Annotated in this window: 14 protein-coding genes; 2 read left to right on the forward strand and 12 right to left on the reverse strand. The window is 43.7% G+C overall.

The window, feature by feature from the left end; translation table 11 throughout:
- Window position 1: 1 nt before the first annotated feature.
- The 3 genes from A5867_RS11405 to A5867_RS11415 form a co-directional block, all read right to left on the reverse strand.
- Window positions 2–1,000 (reverse strand): sugar kinase, encoded by a 999-nt coding sequence (locus A5867_RS11405; protein ID WP_087627643.1) that lies wholly within the window; start codon window positions 998–1,000, stop codon window positions 2–4.
- Between the two features lies 1 nt (window position 1,001).
- Window positions 1,002–1,649, reverse strand: a complete 648-nt coding sequence (locus A5867_RS11410; RefSeq protein ID WP_005229908.1) for a bifunctional 4-hydroxy-2-oxoglutarate aldolase/2-dehydro-3-deoxy-phosphogluconate aldolase — start codon at window positions 1,647–1,649, stop codon at window positions 1,002–1,004.
- A 110-nt stretch (window positions 1,650–1,759) separates the two neighbouring features.
- A complete protein-coding gene (locus tag A5867_RS11415; RefSeq protein ID WP_026008086.1) occupies window positions 1,760–2,512 on the reverse strand; it encodes an IclR family transcriptional regulator in 753 nt (250 codons plus the stop codon).
- A 151-nt stretch (window positions 2,513–2,663) separates the two neighbouring features.
- Here A5867_RS11415 and A5867_RS11420 point away from each other — a divergent pair, with 151 nt between their 5' ends.
- Entirely contained in the window at window positions 2,664–3,404 is a 741-nt protein-coding gene (locus A5867_RS11420) for a MurR/RpiR family transcriptional regulator (protein ID WP_060792114.1), read from the forward strand.
- Between the two features lie 18 nt (window positions 3,405–3,422).
- On the opposite strand, the gene A5867_RS11425 is transcribed toward A5867_RS11420, so the two are convergent.
- The 8 genes from A5867_RS11425 to recQ all read right to left on the reverse strand — a co-directional run bounded on the left by A5867_RS11425 (window position 3,423) and on the right by recQ (window position 14,617).
- Window positions 3,423–4,796, reverse strand: coding sequence for an FGGY family carbohydrate kinase (locus tag A5867_RS11425; RefSeq protein WP_230319136.1), 1,374 nt, complete (start codon window positions 4,794–4,796; stop codon window positions 3,423–3,425).
- A 220-nt stretch (window positions 4,797–5,016) separates the two neighbouring features.
- A complete protein-coding gene (locus tag A5867_RS11435; RefSeq protein ID WP_034858513.1) occupies window positions 5,017–6,348 on the reverse strand; it encodes a 6-phospho-alpha-glucosidase in 1,332 nt (443 codons plus the stop codon).
- The gene (locus A5867_RS11440; RefSeq protein WP_087627645.1) at window positions 6,348–7,976 is read right to left on the reverse strand and encodes a PTS transporter subunit EIIC; all 1,629 of its coding nucleotides are present in this window, start codon (window positions 7,974–7,976) and stop codon (window positions 6,348–6,350) included. The genes A5867_RS11435 and A5867_RS11440 overlap by 1 nt, the downstream gene beginning before the upstream one ends.
- 326 nt (window positions 7,977–8,302) lie before the next feature.
- Window positions 8,303–10,618 (reverse strand): WxL domain-containing protein, encoded by a 2,316-nt coding sequence (locus A5867_RS11445; RefSeq protein WP_087627646.1) that lies wholly within the window; start codon window positions 10,616–10,618, stop codon window positions 8,303–8,305.
- 45 nt (window positions 10,619–10,663) lie between these two features.
- Entirely contained in the window at window positions 10,664–11,029 is a 366-nt protein-coding gene (locus tag A5867_RS11450) for a hypothetical protein (protein ID WP_170927532.1), read from the reverse strand.
- Window positions 11,030–11,575: 546 nt separating this feature from the next.
- A complete protein-coding gene (locus A5867_RS11455) occupies window positions 11,576–12,316 on the reverse strand; it encodes a MurR/RpiR family transcriptional regulator (protein WP_087627648.1) in 741 nt (246 codons plus the stop codon).
- A 57-nt stretch (window positions 12,317–12,373) separates the two neighbouring features.
- A complete protein-coding gene (locus A5867_RS11460; protein WP_087627649.1) occupies window positions 12,374–12,793 on the reverse strand; it encodes a GNAT family N-acetyltransferase in 420 nt (139 codons plus the stop codon).
- Between the two features lie 57 nt (window positions 12,794–12,850).
- Window positions 12,851–14,617 carry a DNA helicase RecQ gene (gene recQ / locus A5867_RS11465; RefSeq protein ID WP_010749536.1) on the reverse strand — a complete coding sequence of 589 codons (1,767 nt, stop codon included), beginning with the start codon at window positions 14,615–14,617 and terminating at the stop codon, window positions 12,851–12,853.
- A gap of 118 nt (window positions 14,618–14,735) precedes the next feature.
- On the opposite strand from recQ, the gene A5867_RS11470 reads away from it, so the two are divergent.
- Window positions 14,736–15,851, forward strand: a complete 1,116-nt coding sequence (locus A5867_RS11470) for an FAD-dependent oxidoreductase (protein ID WP_087627650.1) — start codon at window positions 14,736–14,738, stop codon at window positions 15,849–15,851.
- 90 nt (window positions 15,852–15,941) lie between these two features.
- Here A5867_RS11470 and A5867_RS11475 read toward each other — a convergent pair whose 3' ends face one another.
- Complete coding sequence (locus tag A5867_RS11475) at window positions 15,942–16,952, reverse strand: plasmid pRiA4b ORF-3 family protein (protein ID WP_087627651.1); 1,011 nt, start codon at window positions 16,950–16,952, stop codon at window positions 15,942–15,944.
- Window positions 16,953–17,000 lie beyond the last annotated feature (48 nt).

Here is a 17,000-nt window from a genome sequence, read left to right on the forward strand (position 1 = left end):
CCTATCGGATAATTTTTCCTGAACCTGTTGCAATAAATTCTTGTATCTCATTGGCGCTAAACTGATTACAGTCGCCATGGATCGTATGTTTCAAAGCAGATGCTGCAGTGGCAAAATCAATGATTTCTTGGTCTTGTTTCTTCGTGACAAGACCATGTAGGATACCAGCTGAAAAGGCATCGCCGCCTCCGACGCGATCAACGATTGGATTGATCTCATGGGTAGCAGAAACGACATAATTGCCGTTGTGCCATAGGCTTCCTGTCAATTGATTGTGACTTGCTGAGAGCACCTGACGACTAGTTGAATAAAAGAGCTGGATATTTGGGTATTTCCGATGCATTTCTTGATAATAGTAGTCATCTTCGACTTCCTCTGTTGGAGCTGATACATCCATAAAGACTTGGGCATCTAACTGTCCTGCCGAGCAATAATCGACATAGGGGAGCACTTCTTGCAAAAAGACGCGTGCTTCAGCGGTCGTCCACAGCTTTCCACGATAATTGATATCGAAACTGATTTTACAACCAGCTGCTTTCGCTTCTTTGATCAACGTCAGCAAAAGTGTCTGCCAAGTCGTTGAAAGAGCGGGCGTGATCCCTGAAAGGTGAACAATATCAACCCCATCAAAAAGGTCAGATTTCCACTCATTTTCTTTCATTTGAGCAAAGCTAGAGCCTGCGCGATCATAAACCACTCGCGCTGCTCGTTCCCCGATACCGGTTTCAATATAGTAAGTACCTAGTCGGGAACCGCCACGAAGCACGTGGCGACAATCGACGCCATAGCTTCGTAAATGATGAAAAACGGCATCTCCTAAAGCATTCTCAGGCACTTTACTAGCAAAAGAAACGCGATGACCAAAATTCGCTAAGGAGATCGCAACATTGGCTTCTCCACCGCCATAATGGGCAGCAAACATCGAACTATGGGCGATTCGGTCGCCTAACGTTGTCGATAGACGCAACATGATTTCTCCTAGTGTCAGAATGTTTGCCATCTTACTTTCCTCGAATCTCTTTTAATTTTGCCGCATATTGTTTCGCTACTTCTGTTACTTTGTCAAAATCCCCACTTGCTGCTGGCGCTAACAAATTCCCCCCTACACCAACGGCTACGACACCCGCCGCAAACCATTCTTGCATGTTGTCTAAGCTGACACCACCGGTCGGCATAATGTTTAATTGTGGCAATGGCGCTTTGAAGGCCGAGATGATACTTGGTCCATACGCACTACCCGGGAATAGTTTAATGATATCTGCGCCTGCTTTTAAGGCGTCCTTCATTTCTGAAATGGTCATGCAACCAGGCAGATAAGGAATTTGATATAAATTACATAATTCAGCTGTTTCTTGATCAAAGGTTGGGCTTACCACATATTGTGCTCCTGCCATGATCGCTAAGCGAGCGGTCACTGCATCAAGAACGGTCCCCGCACCAACGACTACCTCTGGATTATCTTTGAAGGTTGCTACTAATTCAGCGATTACATCCGCCGCTTGAGGCACTGTAAAAGTCAACTCAATGCCAGTGATCCCCCCTGCAACGATCGCTTTACTTGCTTGTAGTGCTTCTTCTTTAGAAGCGCCACGCACAACAGCGATCACGCCGCTTTCTTTTAGTTTCATTAAATTCGCTACTTTTTTCATTGAGACCCTCCATTTATTTCCTATTTGGAAAATGGTATTTATTATAAAGAAACCTACACGTTTATTATACCGTTCTCGTTTTTATTTGCAAGGGCTTTCCACTAAAAAGTTTATAATGCTTGTTCAATTTGTTGTTTTGTCGCAATAATCGCATCGATCAATGTTGATTTGTATTCTGGGGTCAAGCGGTATTTCGGTAGGCTGATAGAAAACGCCCCAACGATCTCCTGATCCTTTATCAGTGAGGCGCCGATGCAATAGATTTCTTGTTCCATTTCTTCATCATCAAACGCTACTTGGTTTTCTTTTGCCTGTTCCAATTCTTTCTTCAATTTCAACTGATTCGTAATGGTGTTTTCGGTATAAGCGGTTAAAGGCGTTGCTGCCAAATATTCTTCCACTTGAGGGGCATCAAACTCCGCTAAAACGGCTTTCCCCATGGCAGAGCTATACAACGGTCTTGTGATCCCTACTTTTGAAGACATGCGGATCGTTTGATTGTGGGGCTCCAATTTATTGACATAAAGAATCTCATTGGCGGTCAAGACCCCTAAGTGGATCGTTTCATCCGCCGTTTTCTGCAATGCTTCCAAGTAAGGCAAGCTGATTTCCACTAAATCAAGCTCTTGAATGTTTTGATTGGCATACTTGATCAGCTTAGACCCTAAGCGATAATTCTTCTCTTTGTCGCGTTTGACATAGCCGATCATTTGCAGCGTTTCTAATATTTTCAAAGCTGTGGATGGGGTTAGTTTCGTTGCTTCTGAAATTTCTTGCAATGGTTTACTTGGCGCTTCTGCGAGATAATCTAAAATGGTTGCTGCTTTTAGTAGTACGGTTCCATATGGTTTTTGCGTCATCATTTCTCCACCTTTATTTTCTATATAAGAAATTATAATATCTTTTTAGGAAATGCACAATCCTTTTTCCTATATATCAGCATGAGGCGATTCCCATTTTACTTTCTGTCGTTATTCATTGTATGATGAAGACAAGACAAAGGAGTGCCGAACAATGGACTTAAATGTATTGATCAAAGGAAAAAAATTGACTGACAATGAGCTGCAAATCCTTGATTATTTGCTTGCAAATACCGCTGCGATCGATGGATTGCCCTTAAGAGAAATCGCTAAAGCGATCTACACTTCTCCCGCAACCATCGTGCGGCTTGCGCAAAAATTGGGTTTTTCTGGCTATCTAGAGCTACTTTACTTCTTAAAGAATCGCTTGAAAAATCAGACGATCACTGAAGCCGCCATCGATTACCAAATTGACGCTGCCAGTATTGCAGATACGATCGACGCGATCAAAGAAATCTATGGACGAAACAAGGACAAGTTTATTACGATTTATGCAACAGGTTTTTCTGGGATCGTGGCAGAATACCTCCACAAAAAAATGCTTGTCAACGGCATCAAAACCTTATTAGTCAGTGCTTCTGACTCAGGTGGGATCATTAGTAACAACATCGAGAACATCAGTATGCTGATCACCATCTCTAAATCTGGCGAAACACAAAAAGTGCTGGAAAAGATGGCATTAGCCAATGAACATCACATACCAACTGTTTTGTTTTGCGGGAACGGTGATCATCGCGCCAATCAACTAGCGACCTTTTCCTTTGAAGTGACCGATGAACGTCCCTACGACACCCAAAACATCCAGTACACTAGCTTCTTTGGTAAACTGCTCTTATTGATGGAATATATCGTCGACGCTTTTACCCATGTTGAAAAAGAAAACCAGCAACCCTAGTGGATTGCTGGTTTTTGCTTATGCTTGAAAATAGGTTTTTGCCAATTCTTGATAGAGCGCTTGGTTCTGCGGATCAGGAACAAATTTTTCATCTGGCTGATCTTGCCGCACAACAGAGCTTTTGTATAAATCATACAAGCCGAATATCGGTTCGTTTTCATCGGAAAGATAACAGGTCAGCCCCAACACATCCGCGGTCATTTGACCTAAAAGTTTTGTTTGAAAGAAACCACCACTTACAGTGACTGCCCCTTCCAACTGCGCCATTTGCTTTAATAAATCGATGTTCATCAGCATGCCTTCGATGACTGCCCGCAACATGTCTGAGCGATTGTGTTTCAAGGTCAAACCAGAAAAGCCGCCTGTGATCTCATTTGTCCAAAAGGGTGCCCGCTCCCCGTTTAAATAGGGAAAAAAACGTAAGCCGTTACTGCCAATCGGCGACTCCTCCATGACTTGAGGCAGATAATGATAAAACGCATCAGGATCTTCTGATAAGGTCTCTTTTGCCCAAGCAAGGACACAGCCACCATTGTTTGAAGGTGCCCCTACGACATAGAGGTCATCTTGCAGATAGTAGCAAAAATTTTGTTTTTGGCGATCAAAGACGGTGGTCTCACTTACTTTACGAACCGCCGCACTGGTTCCGATCGTCAAGCTGTTGCGGATCCCTGTAGAAATATAGCCAGCATATGCTGCTAAACACCCATCACTAGCCCCACACATCACTTCTACCTCAGGCTTCAAGCCACACCGCTGCGCCATCTCCTCGGTAATCAAAAAACGATCAGTCGGTGCACATAAAGGCGCTAACTGGGCTTTTGAAAGGGATAAATAGTTGAGAATCTTTTGACTCCATTGCTTTTCTTTCAAAGAAAAAAGACCGGTCGCTGATGCGGTACTATAATCGATCCGTGCTTGTCCAGTAAACAACGCCATTGCTAGTTCTTTTAAGCCAAACCATTTCGTCTCTTTGGAATATGAACCATTCGTTTGAAAATAAGCCAGTTTCGCAAAGGGAGACATCGCATGGATCGGTGTCCCTGTCTCTTCATAAAACGTTGCCGCCAGATCCGTTTGACGAAAGGCCGTCATCGTTTGACTCGCTTGATTGTCTGACCAAATGTAAATCTCTTCTGCGGTCTCACCCTCCACTGGCATCAAGCTGTGCATGGCGGTACTGAACCCGATCACTGTGATTGCCGCTTTTAATTGAGCGGGAATCGTTGTGACACCACTGATCAATTGGCTACTGATCTGGGTCGCTGATTGGGTCTGTTTTAACCCGTGGCTATGGGTTTTGATTGGTAATGACTGTGAGTAAATGATTTTCCGATCTTCAATGACCCCAAATTTTATGGCTGTCGTGCCGATATCAATCCCTAAAAACATCGCATTGCTCCCTCTCATCTGATTCAATTAGCTTTATTCTACCATAGTTAGTGGCATATTCTAGTATACCTGTCTGATCATTTTGTTGATAAGACGTTTCGTGGTGATTTTCTTCAGAGAATTATCCTTCCACAACAAAAATCAAAAAAGAGAAAGATTCTTGGAGAATCTTCCTCTTTCAGTTATCCAACCAGCGAATGTTTCGCAAATGTGAAACAAATCAAGACAATCCTGGCCAGTAATCACCATTTTCCGAGACCAAATCATCGAGTAACTCTTTGGCTACTTTTGCGCTAGGAATCGTTTTGGAAAGGCTTAACGCTTGCCACATTTTTTGATAGCTCTTTTCCACATATGCTTCGACCACTAATTTTTCCACAGTCACCTGTTGGAACATCAGCGCTTGTTGGAAGGCAGGAATTTTTCCTTGAGCAAGAGCTTCTGGTCCATCAGAACCGACGATACATGGCACTTCCACCATGGCATCATCCGGGAAGTTCGCAATTGCGCCGTTGTTTTCCACAATCATGACCATTCGCTCATGCGTATTAAAAGCGATGGCGCGTGCCAAATCAACGATAAAGGTTGCATGGGCATCAATCTCAAAAGCGATCCCTTCAGCAGATCCTTGGGCAGTGATCTTTTTGGCATGATCGAACACTCGTTTTTCCCGTCCTTCCATCACTTCATTGGAACGCGTATACTCTGGATGTTCTTTCATGTGTTCGTAGACGTAATCTGGGTATAAATAATACTTCAAGTACGTATTTGGCAGATATTCTGGTGTGAGCGCCAAGAGGTCTTTGGCTTTTTTGTGGGTGTCTTGCCAACTTGGGTCAGTATGTTGGGTATCCACTTCGATCTGCGTCAAATAGCCGTGTTCTGCAACGTAGTCACGAATGGTTTGAATGTACTCCGTGCCTTCTTTGTCTTTGACGCTGGTCCACCAGCCAAAATGATTCAAGCCAAAGTAGCGAACTTCTAGTTCCTCTGGCTGCTTGCCAATGATTTGCGACATGCGACGCAACGTGCCCACGGGCATGTCACAGATATTCAGAACCTTTGATTTCGGACGCAAGACCCGACACGCTTCAGCTACGATTGCAGCCGGATTGGAATAATTCAGCATCCAACAATCGGGGGAATATTTTTCCATGTAATCAATGATCTCCAGCATACCAGTGATGCTGCGCATCCCATAAGCGATCCCTCCTGGTCCACAGGTTTCTTGGCCAAAGACGCCATGACGCAAGGGAACTTTTTCATCTTTTTCCCGCATGTCATACTTTCCTACTCGGATATGCGCCATACAGAAATCGACATCGCTGAAGGCTTCTTCAGGATCCGTCGTAAACGAAAATTCGATTTGCGGTGCTTGTTCTTTTAATAAAATCGCTAGGGCTTCACCGAGGATCGCTTGGCGTGCTTCATCATTGTCGTATAGTTTCAGCTTTCTTAAAGGAAAGCGTTCTTGATTGTCAAGCAGCATCATAACGATTCCCGGGGTAAAAGTACTGCCGCCCCCTGCGATCACTACTGAAAAATTTTTCATCATTCAATCTCTCCTTCTCTTCCAAGATAATTTTCTAACTCTTCCCGCACTTTCGGCACGGTCAACCCATAGACGACATGGACATTTTCACCATTTTTGATCACGCCTTTGGCTTGTGTTTCGTCTTTTAGCAGTGCTTCATCCACGAGTTCAGGATCCTTTAGTTTTAAACGTAAGCGGGTATAGCAGTTGTCGATGGTTTTGATATTGTCATCGCCACCTAACGCTTTGGTGATGATTGCTGAGATACTTGTTTCACTAGTTGGACTAGGGGCGGCTTGATCACTCGCCATGACCCCGACACCTGCTCCAGCAAGTTGTTTTTCTTTGTACTCTTTCTTCGAGTATAGTTTGGTCTCTGCCCCTTCTTCTTCACGCCCGACCGTTTTCAAATTCAGTTTCGTGATCAAAAAGCGGAACAAGAAGTAATAAAGAAAGAAGAAGACGACCCCGACGATCAAGTACACCGGCCAGCGAGTTTTCTCGATGCCTAAGGGCAAGTTGTACAAAAGAAAGTCGATGAAGCCATTCGGTCCGATGGCACGAGAACCAAAGAGATTTAACGCCACCATGCTCAAGCCGCTAAGGGCAGAATGAATGACGAACAAAACAGGTGCCACGAACATAAAAGAAAATTCGATCGGTTCGGTCACACCTGCAATAAAGGAAGTCACAACTGCTGGAATCAAAATGGCTTTGACTTTGACTTTATTTTCTGGTTTTGCCGTTTGATACATCGCCAAACAGGCCCCGATCAGTCCAAACATTTTTGAGATCCCACGAGCGTCCCAAATGACACTTTGCGATAATACGCGGACTGCTGGGTCAGCAATTTCCGCAAAATAAATATTCCGTGCCCCTTCAAAGACTTGGCCGCCAACTTCTGCGACTCCGCCTAATGAAGTATACAAAAACGGCGTGTAGATCAAGTGATGCAAGCCAGTTGGAATCAATAAGCGTTCTAGCGTACCATACAAGAAGATACCAAAGTTGCCCGTTTGTTGAATGATGCCGCCTAAACCGTCGATGCCAGTTTGTATTACTGGCCATACAAACGTGGAAACGATGGCTAATAACACGACGACCGGAATCAAGACAATAAAGACGAAGCGCGCGCCGCCATAAACTTGAAAGGCATTGTTAAAGGTCGTATCGATAAAACGATTATGGATCAATGCTACGACGATCCCTAAAATGATACCCAGAAAGACCCCCATATCCAACACTTGGATCCCTAAAACGATCGCTTGTCCTGAACCTTGAAGGGCATCGGCTGGAACCAACATCCCCCGAAGCTCCATGAATTTGTTCATGGCATTTAAGAAGACGAAATATCCCAACAACGCGGTAAATCCCGCTTCAGCCTTTTTCTTATTGGCTAACCCTAAAGCGATCCCGACACAAAAAATAATGCCTAAATTGGTTAAGATCGGTAGTAAGGAAGCGGATAAGATACTACCAAAACCGGTGGTTATCGGATTATCCAAAAAGGGAAACTGCTCAAGCAAGCGGACATTCGTAAACACATTCCCAACGGCAATCAATATCCCTGCGATCGGCAAAATCAAAACGGGTACAAACATTGCCTTGGAGAATTTCTGCATCGCATCCATCACTTTTTCTTTCATTGAGGAAACTCCTTTGTAGTTGATTTGTAGGTTCATTATAGGAAACATTTGTTACTAATAGAATAGCAAACGTTTTCAATTCAATGCGTTTCAAAGATTGGAATGTGTTTCATCCATGACAAAGTACATTAAAAAATACATTATCACTGTTGATCAAGCTCTCCCTGAAAAAAATGACGCGAATTATCTTTTGGCTAAGAGTCGATGTAAGACAAGGAAGAATATAATCTTTTAATTATCCAAGAAAAACCAGGAGCTAATAGTACCACTAGTCCTTTGAGCAAAAAAAGAAGCTGCAATTTGCTGCAGCTTCTTTTTGTTTATTGTTAAGGAACAAATGATAGTTCCCAAAGAATGGTTGCTGAATATCTCGTGGCTTGAGGAGTCGCACTAATTGGCACCTCAAGTTTGACACTTTGATCCATTGTTTCTCGATCGCCAAAGCGCTGGACCCAAGTGCCTCTGCCTTGGTTGGCACCTGCTTGTGCGATTATCTCCGCATTTCCAACAGTCAGTGCTGCTTGCTGTTTATGAGTAGGTGGCTCAGACACGTTTTCTCGAGTCGTTACTACATCGATATTGTCTAATAAAATTCTAGCACCAGTCAGTTGATGCCCTTCATCACTTTCAAAAGGCTCTCGTAAGGTTGCACGGAGGGTCCAACCGGAATTTTCCCGCCTCCGATCTGAAACCTGCACATAATTAGGGCGTAGATTATCATTTGGATCAGCCGGCTGAAGGAGTTTTTGCGGCAGGGCATCGTAGGTCGTCGTTTCTGACCGAATGCCAACTGTCCCAAACTGGAATTGGGAAACAAAATCCAAGCTGACAAACCCTTGTTCTTCATCAATCTCAGGCGGATTCTCAGGATTTACTTGCGTATCCGGATCAAGAGGGTCTACTGGTTGCGGAGTACTTTCCAAACCATAAACCAGCCAGTATTCTTGTTCATCTCGGGTGACTCTTGTTTCCAGCGGCTGACCGTCCCGCTCGTAAAGATATTGGTAATAAGGAATCTCCTCAGGAAGGATATCGACCGATTCATTTACGAATTCTCCTTGATAGGTTGGTTCCCTCAATGCTACCCCTTCTTCATCTATGTGATTGATCTTGATGTTCGATGGCACGCGATCAAATAAAAAAGTAACATTCTGATGGAAAGGCTGCGGCATAATATCAAATGTACTTGGGTCAAAGTGTTCTGTGTTAAACTCAACCCCGTAATAGTCATACCCTAACTGATAGGGTTCATCGCTCTCTCGGTTCTTGGGGTCAAGGGTATGAAGGAAACGTAATGGTAGTTCTAATGTTTCAGTTGGTAGAATATCCTCCCCTGTCTCTCGATCTCGATAATCCACATGGACGGTTCCGGTACCAATGTAATAATTCATCTCTTCAAAATAAAAGGTATGGCGATCACTTCTCGCACCAGTACTACCAGATATAATAAATGCCATTGCAGAAATATCTGATGGCTGCCAATCACTGATGTCACGTTCCCATATCATATCTCTATAAGTAACTTTAAACCAGCGACCTTCATTATTTGGCTGATATTCAATCAGGATCGGATCATCTGCTCCATTTCTAGCACCCGTAGTTGCTGCTGGAGCATCACCTTCCATATATGTTTCCAGTAATAATGGTGTCCTATGATAAATAAAGCCAGCAAAGGGCGCTCCATTGACAGCTATAGGATCCCTCTCAACGATAAAACCATCCTCGCCAAAAGAACCACGGCTATCATTATAGTTATTGTCTAGCTTAAAAGCGAACGCATCCCTCAAACCTCCGATTCCAAACGCATTGCCATCATAACCTATTCTATTGGTCTCAGAATTGTGAAAGCCAAATGCCATTCCATCTGCGCCAAGTGGTTTAGACCCAATATTGGCTTTACCTTTAAGCGTAAATGGCTGATCCAGACTAATTCTGTCTTTTAACGTAACATAACCGACTGACCTAGATATATCTTCTGTAAGTACTAATAGCCCAGTTTCATCATTGTAAGTAGCAGTGCCTTGGACATCAAAGTGTTCTCTAAAATTTCTTTTGTTAATTGTCACTTCGACCATCTGTCCACTTCTATCATCTACTTCTGGCTCTCTCGCTTCCGCATCCGCAGCTTGATCTGCTTCCGCAGAGCCATTCTCTTCTTCAGTCGAATCAGTGTCTTCGGCCTCCGTATGATCTAAGATCAGCAGGCGCTGCGTAGCAGTCTCGGCAACGATGATCTCATATTCTCCGATCGTATCCACAAGAATCGGTAAGAAAAAAGTCGTTTGTGGGGTCTCGCTGTTCAGTTGCCACACACCTTCGTGGTCTGTTGCTACCACCGTTAGTTCATCGTTCAAAGCTTCCTGATCAATGCTTACTTCCTGAGGCAACGTGATGTCCACAGTTTCGAGGGCAACTTCTGAGTAGAAAATAAAATCTATTACGTGCTCGACCTCGCCTTGGATCAGTTCCTCCGCAAAGGAGATTTCTCCACTCACTTCATCGTCGGCCTTCTCCTCGTGTTCTTCCTCTGGTGTCCACGAAAAAATCGTCTCGGCATTCATGATTGTTAATGTTGTAATCAGTGGGAGTAAGGCAAGTAGAACCAGCAACCACTTATTTTTTTTGCGAAAAAATGAGTTCATCGCATTCACTCCTAAATGTCATTTCTCTTATTTTCCCCATGGGATCTAGCCCCACTTAGGGAATGTTGATTCCCCTTTTTTGATAAGTTGTTTTACTACGTATATGTTAAGTGCGGTGATCAGCAAGAAACTTCCGAGAATCACCCAATCCAACCGTTGAATGAAGTTTGTCTGGGGCAGCTGCCCGCCGGGTTTACCCGTGTCTTGCGGTGGACGCGGAACAGGACCGGTTGGTGGAGATGGTTCTGGTTGATCCAAAGGCTCATAAATCCCAGTAAACCCCACAGTCCCTTCCGTTTCCGTTGATCGTCTCTCATCGCCAAAACTCGTTCTTGTAAACCCGAAAGCGAACAATAAGACCAAACATACTTTCAAAGCTCTTCCTCTAATAGATGCACCGTTGATATCCATTCTCCCTCCTCCTTGTGAGTTGTTCATTTCGAAAACGATCGTTTTTGAGACGTGTTATTTTATTAAAGCCAATCTCTTTACAAAAGCCTAAATAGTACTGTTTATATGGAATTCACTCTATCTTGATCGTAGTCGTACTTGATATCTCAAAAACGATGGTTTTCAAACATGTCATACTAATTATATCGATGTTCTACTTAGAATAAAATTCACGATATTCCTCGATCGATGAATATCCTGCATGAAGTTAAAAAAAAACATACGTTTCATTCATATGTTATTGTTGCAACTATTTTAGAAACTTGCCATCTCCCTTTTATACAACAAAAAGCTCAATGATCTTAGATTACGTTATTCCTTTAATCCTCGACACCTTGAATCGACGCTTCATGTCAGGCGTTTCTCTCATTTTCTATAAACAAGACTGAACCGAAATTAGCTTGCTAAAATGCAAAAAAACAAACTGGTCCAAAAGTCATCAAAAGAAAAGTCTCTTGATCCATTAAACCTGTTTGTTTTTTTCATTTATTAAAGGAAAAATGTAGCTTATTCCCCTGCGGATAAAGAAAACTGACGAACCGTCTCCGACAACGCTTCGACTAAGAAAAGGCAAGGAATTTGCGTCGTCAAATCTTCATACTTGTTGATGCGCTTCACATCAACTGAATAGTCTAAGACATAATCGGACATTCGCCCCAGTGTGCTGTTGGCGTCACTAGTGATTGCTACAGTGGTGAAGTCAGGATTATTACGAAAGCCATTGACCACTTCAATGATCTCGGTGGTCGTTCCGGTGATGGACAAGACGACGATCATATTATCCGAAGTATGCTTCAACTTAGCAAAAATGGGGTACGTATTATCCACTAATGCATAGCTATTAAACCCAATCGTAGCAAAATGGCGGGCAGCGTATTCACACATGGAACCAGAGGCGCCGATACCATAAAAAATGATGTTGTCGCATTCCAGCATTCTTTCAGCGATCCGACGAATCTTTCCTTCAATATCTCGCGGAAAATGTTCAGCATTCAGGACATTCATGCTGCTATAAAAACTAACGGCATCTAATTCAGGGACTTTAAACTGGGTACGAAACTCCGTAAAGCTTTCGTACCCTAATTTACGGATAAAGCGCATGACCGAAGAAGCTGAAGTGTGGGATTCAAGCGCGATCTCCCGGACACGCATGTAAGGAATTTTATCACTTTGGCTGGACATGTAATGATAGATTGCACGATCGGTCTCTGATAACTCATTGAAATCGATTTTTCCAAAAAAAGACATGTTAAACGCTCCTATTTTTTTGTTCTCCTATCAATGTACCATAAGCTGGCAGAAACATCACAACTGTTTGACAAGGAACAATTCCATCGGCTGTTCAAATCCAGGACTTGTCAAAAGTAACCCACCGGCATCTTGGTAACCGAGTTTGCGATAGAAATGCTGTGCCTGCTCGTCGACTTGTGTGGAAGTCAAGCAAAGAGCGTGGCCAGCTGCTTTTTGCTGTTGTTCCCAATAAGTAACCAACCGTTTCCCGAGTCCCTTGCCTTGATGCGCTTTTGCGATCACTAACATGGTACAAAAAGGAATCGTGTCCCAGAAAAAATTGTAGCGTAGCAACCCTACTGGCTGGTCGTCTGCAACTACAACATAAGCAGTTTTTTCCATTATCTTTTTGGCGAAGACTTCCGTTGGTAAGTGAGTATCCAAAGAAAACCAAAATGCTTGATCTGCAGCTACTGCCGGTCGAATCGTAATCACTTATGTTTCGTCCCTTCCTGCTGTCTTTTTTGTCTTATCTTAGAAAAATGATCTGTTTTAGTCACTTTCCGTCTTTTCGTATTCAGAAAGCAATGCTAAAAAGGCGTCGCCATACTTATCCAACTTGTTTTGGCCAACTCCTTTGATCTGTAAAAACTCGATCGGTGTTTTTGGCTGGACTTCTGCCAGCTCTCGCAGTGTTTTATCAGAAAAAACCACATACGGCGGCAAATTTTGTTCTTGTGCGAGATTCAATCGTAAGGTGCGCAGTTGATCGAATAGCTCATCGTCCACCACTAACTGTTTGACTTTGGTTTGTTTTCTATAAACTTTTGCTTTTCCAAGCAACACATCAATCCCCGCATTAGTCACACTTAACAACGGGTATTGCCCTTCAGACGGCAAAAGATACCCTGATGCTGTTAAATAATCGATCAGCTGATTGACTTCCTTTTGGGACCAATCTTTCATTAATCCATAAGTTGGTAACTTTTCAAAGCCCCACTGTTTGACTTTTTGATCGCCTGAGCCAGTTAGCACTTTCCCCACCAAGGCTTTCCCAAAGCGTTCGCCCATTCGTTTCACACATGACAACACTTTTTGTGTATCCACTGTGATATCCACTTGTTCTCTTTCATCAAGACAATTGCTGCAACGACCGCAATCGGGACCATCTTCTCCGAAATAACGCAAAATATAGCGCTGCAAACACAGTTGGGTATGTCCATATTGGCTCATCTCCCGCAACTTCAGGTATTCGTTTTGACGATAAAGAATGTCTGATTCGGATTGATCGATAAAGAATTGCTGGATCTGCATGTCTTGCGGAGCATAAAGTAAGATCGCATCACTAGGTTCCCCATCTCGTCCAGCACGTCCTGCTTCTTGATAATAAGACTCCAAATTACCTGGTATCTGGGCATGGATCACGAAGCGGACATTGCTTTTGTTGATTCCCATCCCGAATGCATTAGTGGCTACCATCACTTGCAGGCGATCATAGAGAAATTCTTCTTGGAAAAAGGAGCGCTCTTCTTCTGAAAGCCCGCCATGGTAATACCCGACTGACACGTGTTCATGCTTCAACAGGTGATAGATTCGTTCCACTTCTTTGCGGGTGCTGGCGTAAATAATACCTGATTGTCCTTGGTTCATTTTCAAATACGTCGTTATGTAGGTATCTTTTTGATCCTTGACGACTTGAAAAGCCAAATTTTCCCGCGCAAAGCCGGTCTTGACTTGATTTTCAGCTGGAATCGAAAGTAAGTTTTCGATATCTTCGGCAACTTTGGGCGTAGCTGTCGCGGTAAGGGCTACGATCGTTGGCTTTTGTTCCCAATTGTCGATCGTTTCGGCGAGCCGCAGATAGCTGGGGCGAAAATCATGCCCCCATTGGGAAATGCAGTGGGCCTCATCAACGGCTAACAAAGCGATCGGCATCTGCCGTAGCGAATAGCGAAAAGCTTCTGAGTCCAGACGTTCTGGAGAAACGTACAGCAGCTTGATTCGTCCTTGGCGGGCTTCTTGCAAGCGTTGATTGATCTGTGCCCCTGTCAAGGAAGAATTGATGTAAGCAGCGGGAATCCCCATATCAACGAGGCTGTCTACTTGATCTTTCATTAAAGAAATCAAGGGTGAAATGACCAAGGTCACTCCATCCAGCAAGAGCGCAGGCAATTGATAACAAATCGATTTCCCGCCACCAGTAGGCATGATTCCCAAAACATTTTGTTGTGTTAAAATAGATTGAATAATCGTCTCTTGACCTTCACGAAACTGTGAATAGCCAAAATGTTCTTTTAAGACTGTTTGAATAGTTTGCATAATACCCTCTTTTCCATTTCCTTATTATACGCAATTAAGTACGCAAAGAAAACGGCATTAAGAGAACTTTCGCTTTTTATTCGCTTTTCATTGAAATCAACCAAAGGAGTCTTCTACTATGAAAAAAGTTGTGATTATCGGCGGTGGGATCATCGGTTTGACCCTCGCCAATTATCTTGATAAAACCAAATTTGACGTGACTGTCATTGATTCCCTTATCGGGCAAGCAACGTCTGCTAGCGCTGGCATCATCTCCCCTTGGCTCTCCAAACGCCGCAATAAAAAATGGTACCAGCTAGCACAAGACGGTGCCGCGTTTTTCCCACAATTGGTGCGGGATTTTGCATTAGATGAATCCATCTATGCCCCCTGTGGCACGTTGGTGGTGCGTCCCGAAAACGCGCTTCAGGAGCTAGCAGATCTGGCTGTAAGTCGCCGCAAAGAAGCGCCAGAAATCGGCGAGATCGAGTTACTGACAGGATCACAAACCAAAGAGGCACTGCCATTATTGAAGGAAATGCCCTCATTACGGATCTCAGGGGGTGGTCGTTTAGATGGTCGTGCTTATCTTGCGCACGTAAAAGGAGTTGCCTTACAGCAGCAAGTCACTTTTATCGAAGAAAAAGCCGAGATTTTAAGAAAGGACAGCCATTGGCAAATCAAAGCAAAGGATCAACTCCTTGAGGCGGAGGTTCTTTGTCTGACAGCTGGACCGGGATTGCTAGACTTGTTATCACCTTTAGGGTATCAGGTTGATATCCGTCCGCAAAAAGGCCAGTTGCTCTCTTTTGCCACCAGCCTGCCGACAAACAGTTGGCCGGTCGCCATGCTAGAGGGTGAGGGTGACTTGATTCCCTTCTCTGATGGGCAAATTTTATTAGGAGCCACCCATGAAAACGATGCGGGTTGGGATTTAACACCAACGGAAGCTGCCAAGCAGCAATTAATGACAGGAATCGGTGCTTTTCTTGAAGACCCCGAAGCACTCTTTGCATCGCCTATGACCATGCGCGTTGGCACGCGTGCCTATACTTCTGATTTTGCACCGTTCTTTGGAGAAGTGCCTGATGAAACGAATTTGTTCGCCGCCAGTGGACTTGGTTCTTCTGGGTTAACGACCGGTCCATATATCGGTTATCTCCTAGCCAATCGGATCAATGATGGACGATCTCAACCCAAAAACTTCTTAAGCTACACAAAACCGATGACAGAATATATCAAAAAGCGTCTTTGACAGAAGACTAAAAAACCACCAGAACCGCTAAGGTCTGGTGGTTGTCACTGTTAGTCTTGCAAAATTACGGTACAGTCTTCTAGCTGATCGCTAAACATATTCTCCTGTTTCCCAATAATCGAGTAACACTTCATTGATGATCTCGCGATCCAGTGGTTCTCGGAAATCATCATCAAACGCATCTTCGATTGGAACATCGCCAACAGCTTTGATACAAACTGGAACGACGGGATCTGGGTGATCTTCTGCGGTCAACACTTTTTCAATTTTGATCTTATGCGTCCAATCTGCCCCCATATCATAAATGTAGGTCATGGACTTGCAATACTGAAAATCTTGGTCAATACCGGAAGCATCCGTTGGTACGGAATTGCCTAAGCCGATCGATTTCGAACCGGCAATAAACAAGTACAAATGTTGATTCATCCACTCAAAGGCAATCTGAATCAACATATGCAACTGCTCATAGGTCAGCCCTGCAGGAATGATCAAACGACGCCAAATTGGCGGACGGTATCCTTCTAAATCAATACGGATCTGATAGGCGACTGGTCTATTCGCCGTTTCATCAAAGGCCGTATGTTTCGTTGGAAATGGGACGATTTTTGGCGAGATTGCAGCAATACGCGGGTCATCAACAGGCAATAGTTCATGTTCTTCAGGATCGGTGTCTTGAATCATCGCTAACATCGCTTCTTTCTTTTCAGCTGACCAAAACTGGGGTTTGGACATCCGTGCGAAAAAGATAGGTTGTTTTTCAGCCAATACAAAGGCGATTTCTTGGTATTGTGATTTGGTGATATGCTTTTCTTTATACATGCAGTAATAAAAGTCTTCAATGGCTGTTTTGGCAAACGGAAGAAAATTTAAACTGTACGGTACTTCTTGAGGCAGCATTTCGGTGTACACCGATTCGACAAAGACTTTGTCTTTTAATTTAGTCATGCCACCATCTGTTTCCGCGCAAAAGATCAAGTAAAAAACAGGATCTAAGTAGTGTTCAAGATCGTCGTCACTAACCACACTTGGTCCGCCGTACAAATCAACGTGATCCATCATGCGGTCAATCACTTTCGCTAATTTCTTCAATGTTTTTTCCAAAAAAATTCTCGCTCCTTCCTATCAAGTTTACTTTGACGAAAAGAGCGA

It is taken from the genome of Enterococcus sp. 6D12_DIV0197, assembly GCF_002174385.1.
Lineage (GTDB): Bacteria > Bacillota > Bacilli > Lactobacillales > Enterococcaceae > Enterococcus_D > Enterococcus_D casseliflavus.

What these genes read in the sequence shown, in the direction of transcription:
- A5867_RS11455 (WP_087627648.1), bottom strand. Translation starts at nt 12,316, where the DNA reads ATGTCTTTTTTTGGAAAAATCGATTTCAATGAGTTATCAGAGACCGAT.
- A5867_RS11445 (WP_087627646.1), bottom strand. Translation starts at nt 10,618, where the DNA reads ATGAACTCATTTTTTCGCAAAAAAAATAAGTGGTTGCTGGTTCTACTT.
- recQ (WP_010749536.1), bottom strand. Translation starts at nt 14,617, where the DNA reads ATGCAAACTATTCAAACAGTCTTAAAAGAACATTTTGGCTATTCACAG.
- A5867_RS11420 (WP_060792114.1), top strand. Translation starts at nt 2,664, where the DNA reads ATGGACTTAAATGTATTGATCAAAGGAAAAAAATTGACTGACAATGAG.
- A5867_RS11415 (WP_026008086.1), bottom strand. Translation starts at nt 2,512, where the DNA reads ATGATGACGCAAAAACCATATGGAACCGTACTACTAAAAGCAGCAACC.
- A5867_RS11450 (WP_170927532.1), bottom strand. Translation starts at nt 11,029, where the DNA reads ATGGATATCAACGGTGCATCTATTAGAGGAAGAGCTTTGAAAGTATGT.
- A5867_RS11425 (WP_230319136.1), bottom strand. Translation starts at nt 4,796, where the DNA reads ATGTTTTTAGGGATTGATATCGGCACGACAGCCATAAAATTTGGGGTC.
- A5867_RS11440 (WP_087627645.1), bottom strand. Translation starts at nt 7,976, where the DNA reads ATGAAAGAAAAAGTGATGGATGCGATGCAGAAATTCTCCAAGGCAATG.
- A5867_RS11410 (WP_005229908.1), bottom strand. Translation starts at nt 1,649, where the DNA reads ATGAAAAAAGTAGCGAATTTAATGAAACTAAAAGAAAGCGGCGTGATC.
- A5867_RS11405 (WP_087627643.1), bottom strand. Translation starts at nt 1,000, where the DNA reads ATGGCAAACATTCTGACACTAGGAGAAATCATGTTGCGTCTATCGACA.
- A5867_RS11435 (WP_034858513.1), bottom strand. Translation starts at nt 6,348, where the DNA reads ATGAAAAATTTTTCAGTAGTGATCGCAGGGGGCGGCAGTACTTTTACC.
- A5867_RS11470 (WP_087627650.1), top strand. Translation starts at nt 14,736, where the DNA reads ATGAAAAAAGTTGTGATTATCGGCGGTGGGATCATCGGTTTGACCCTC.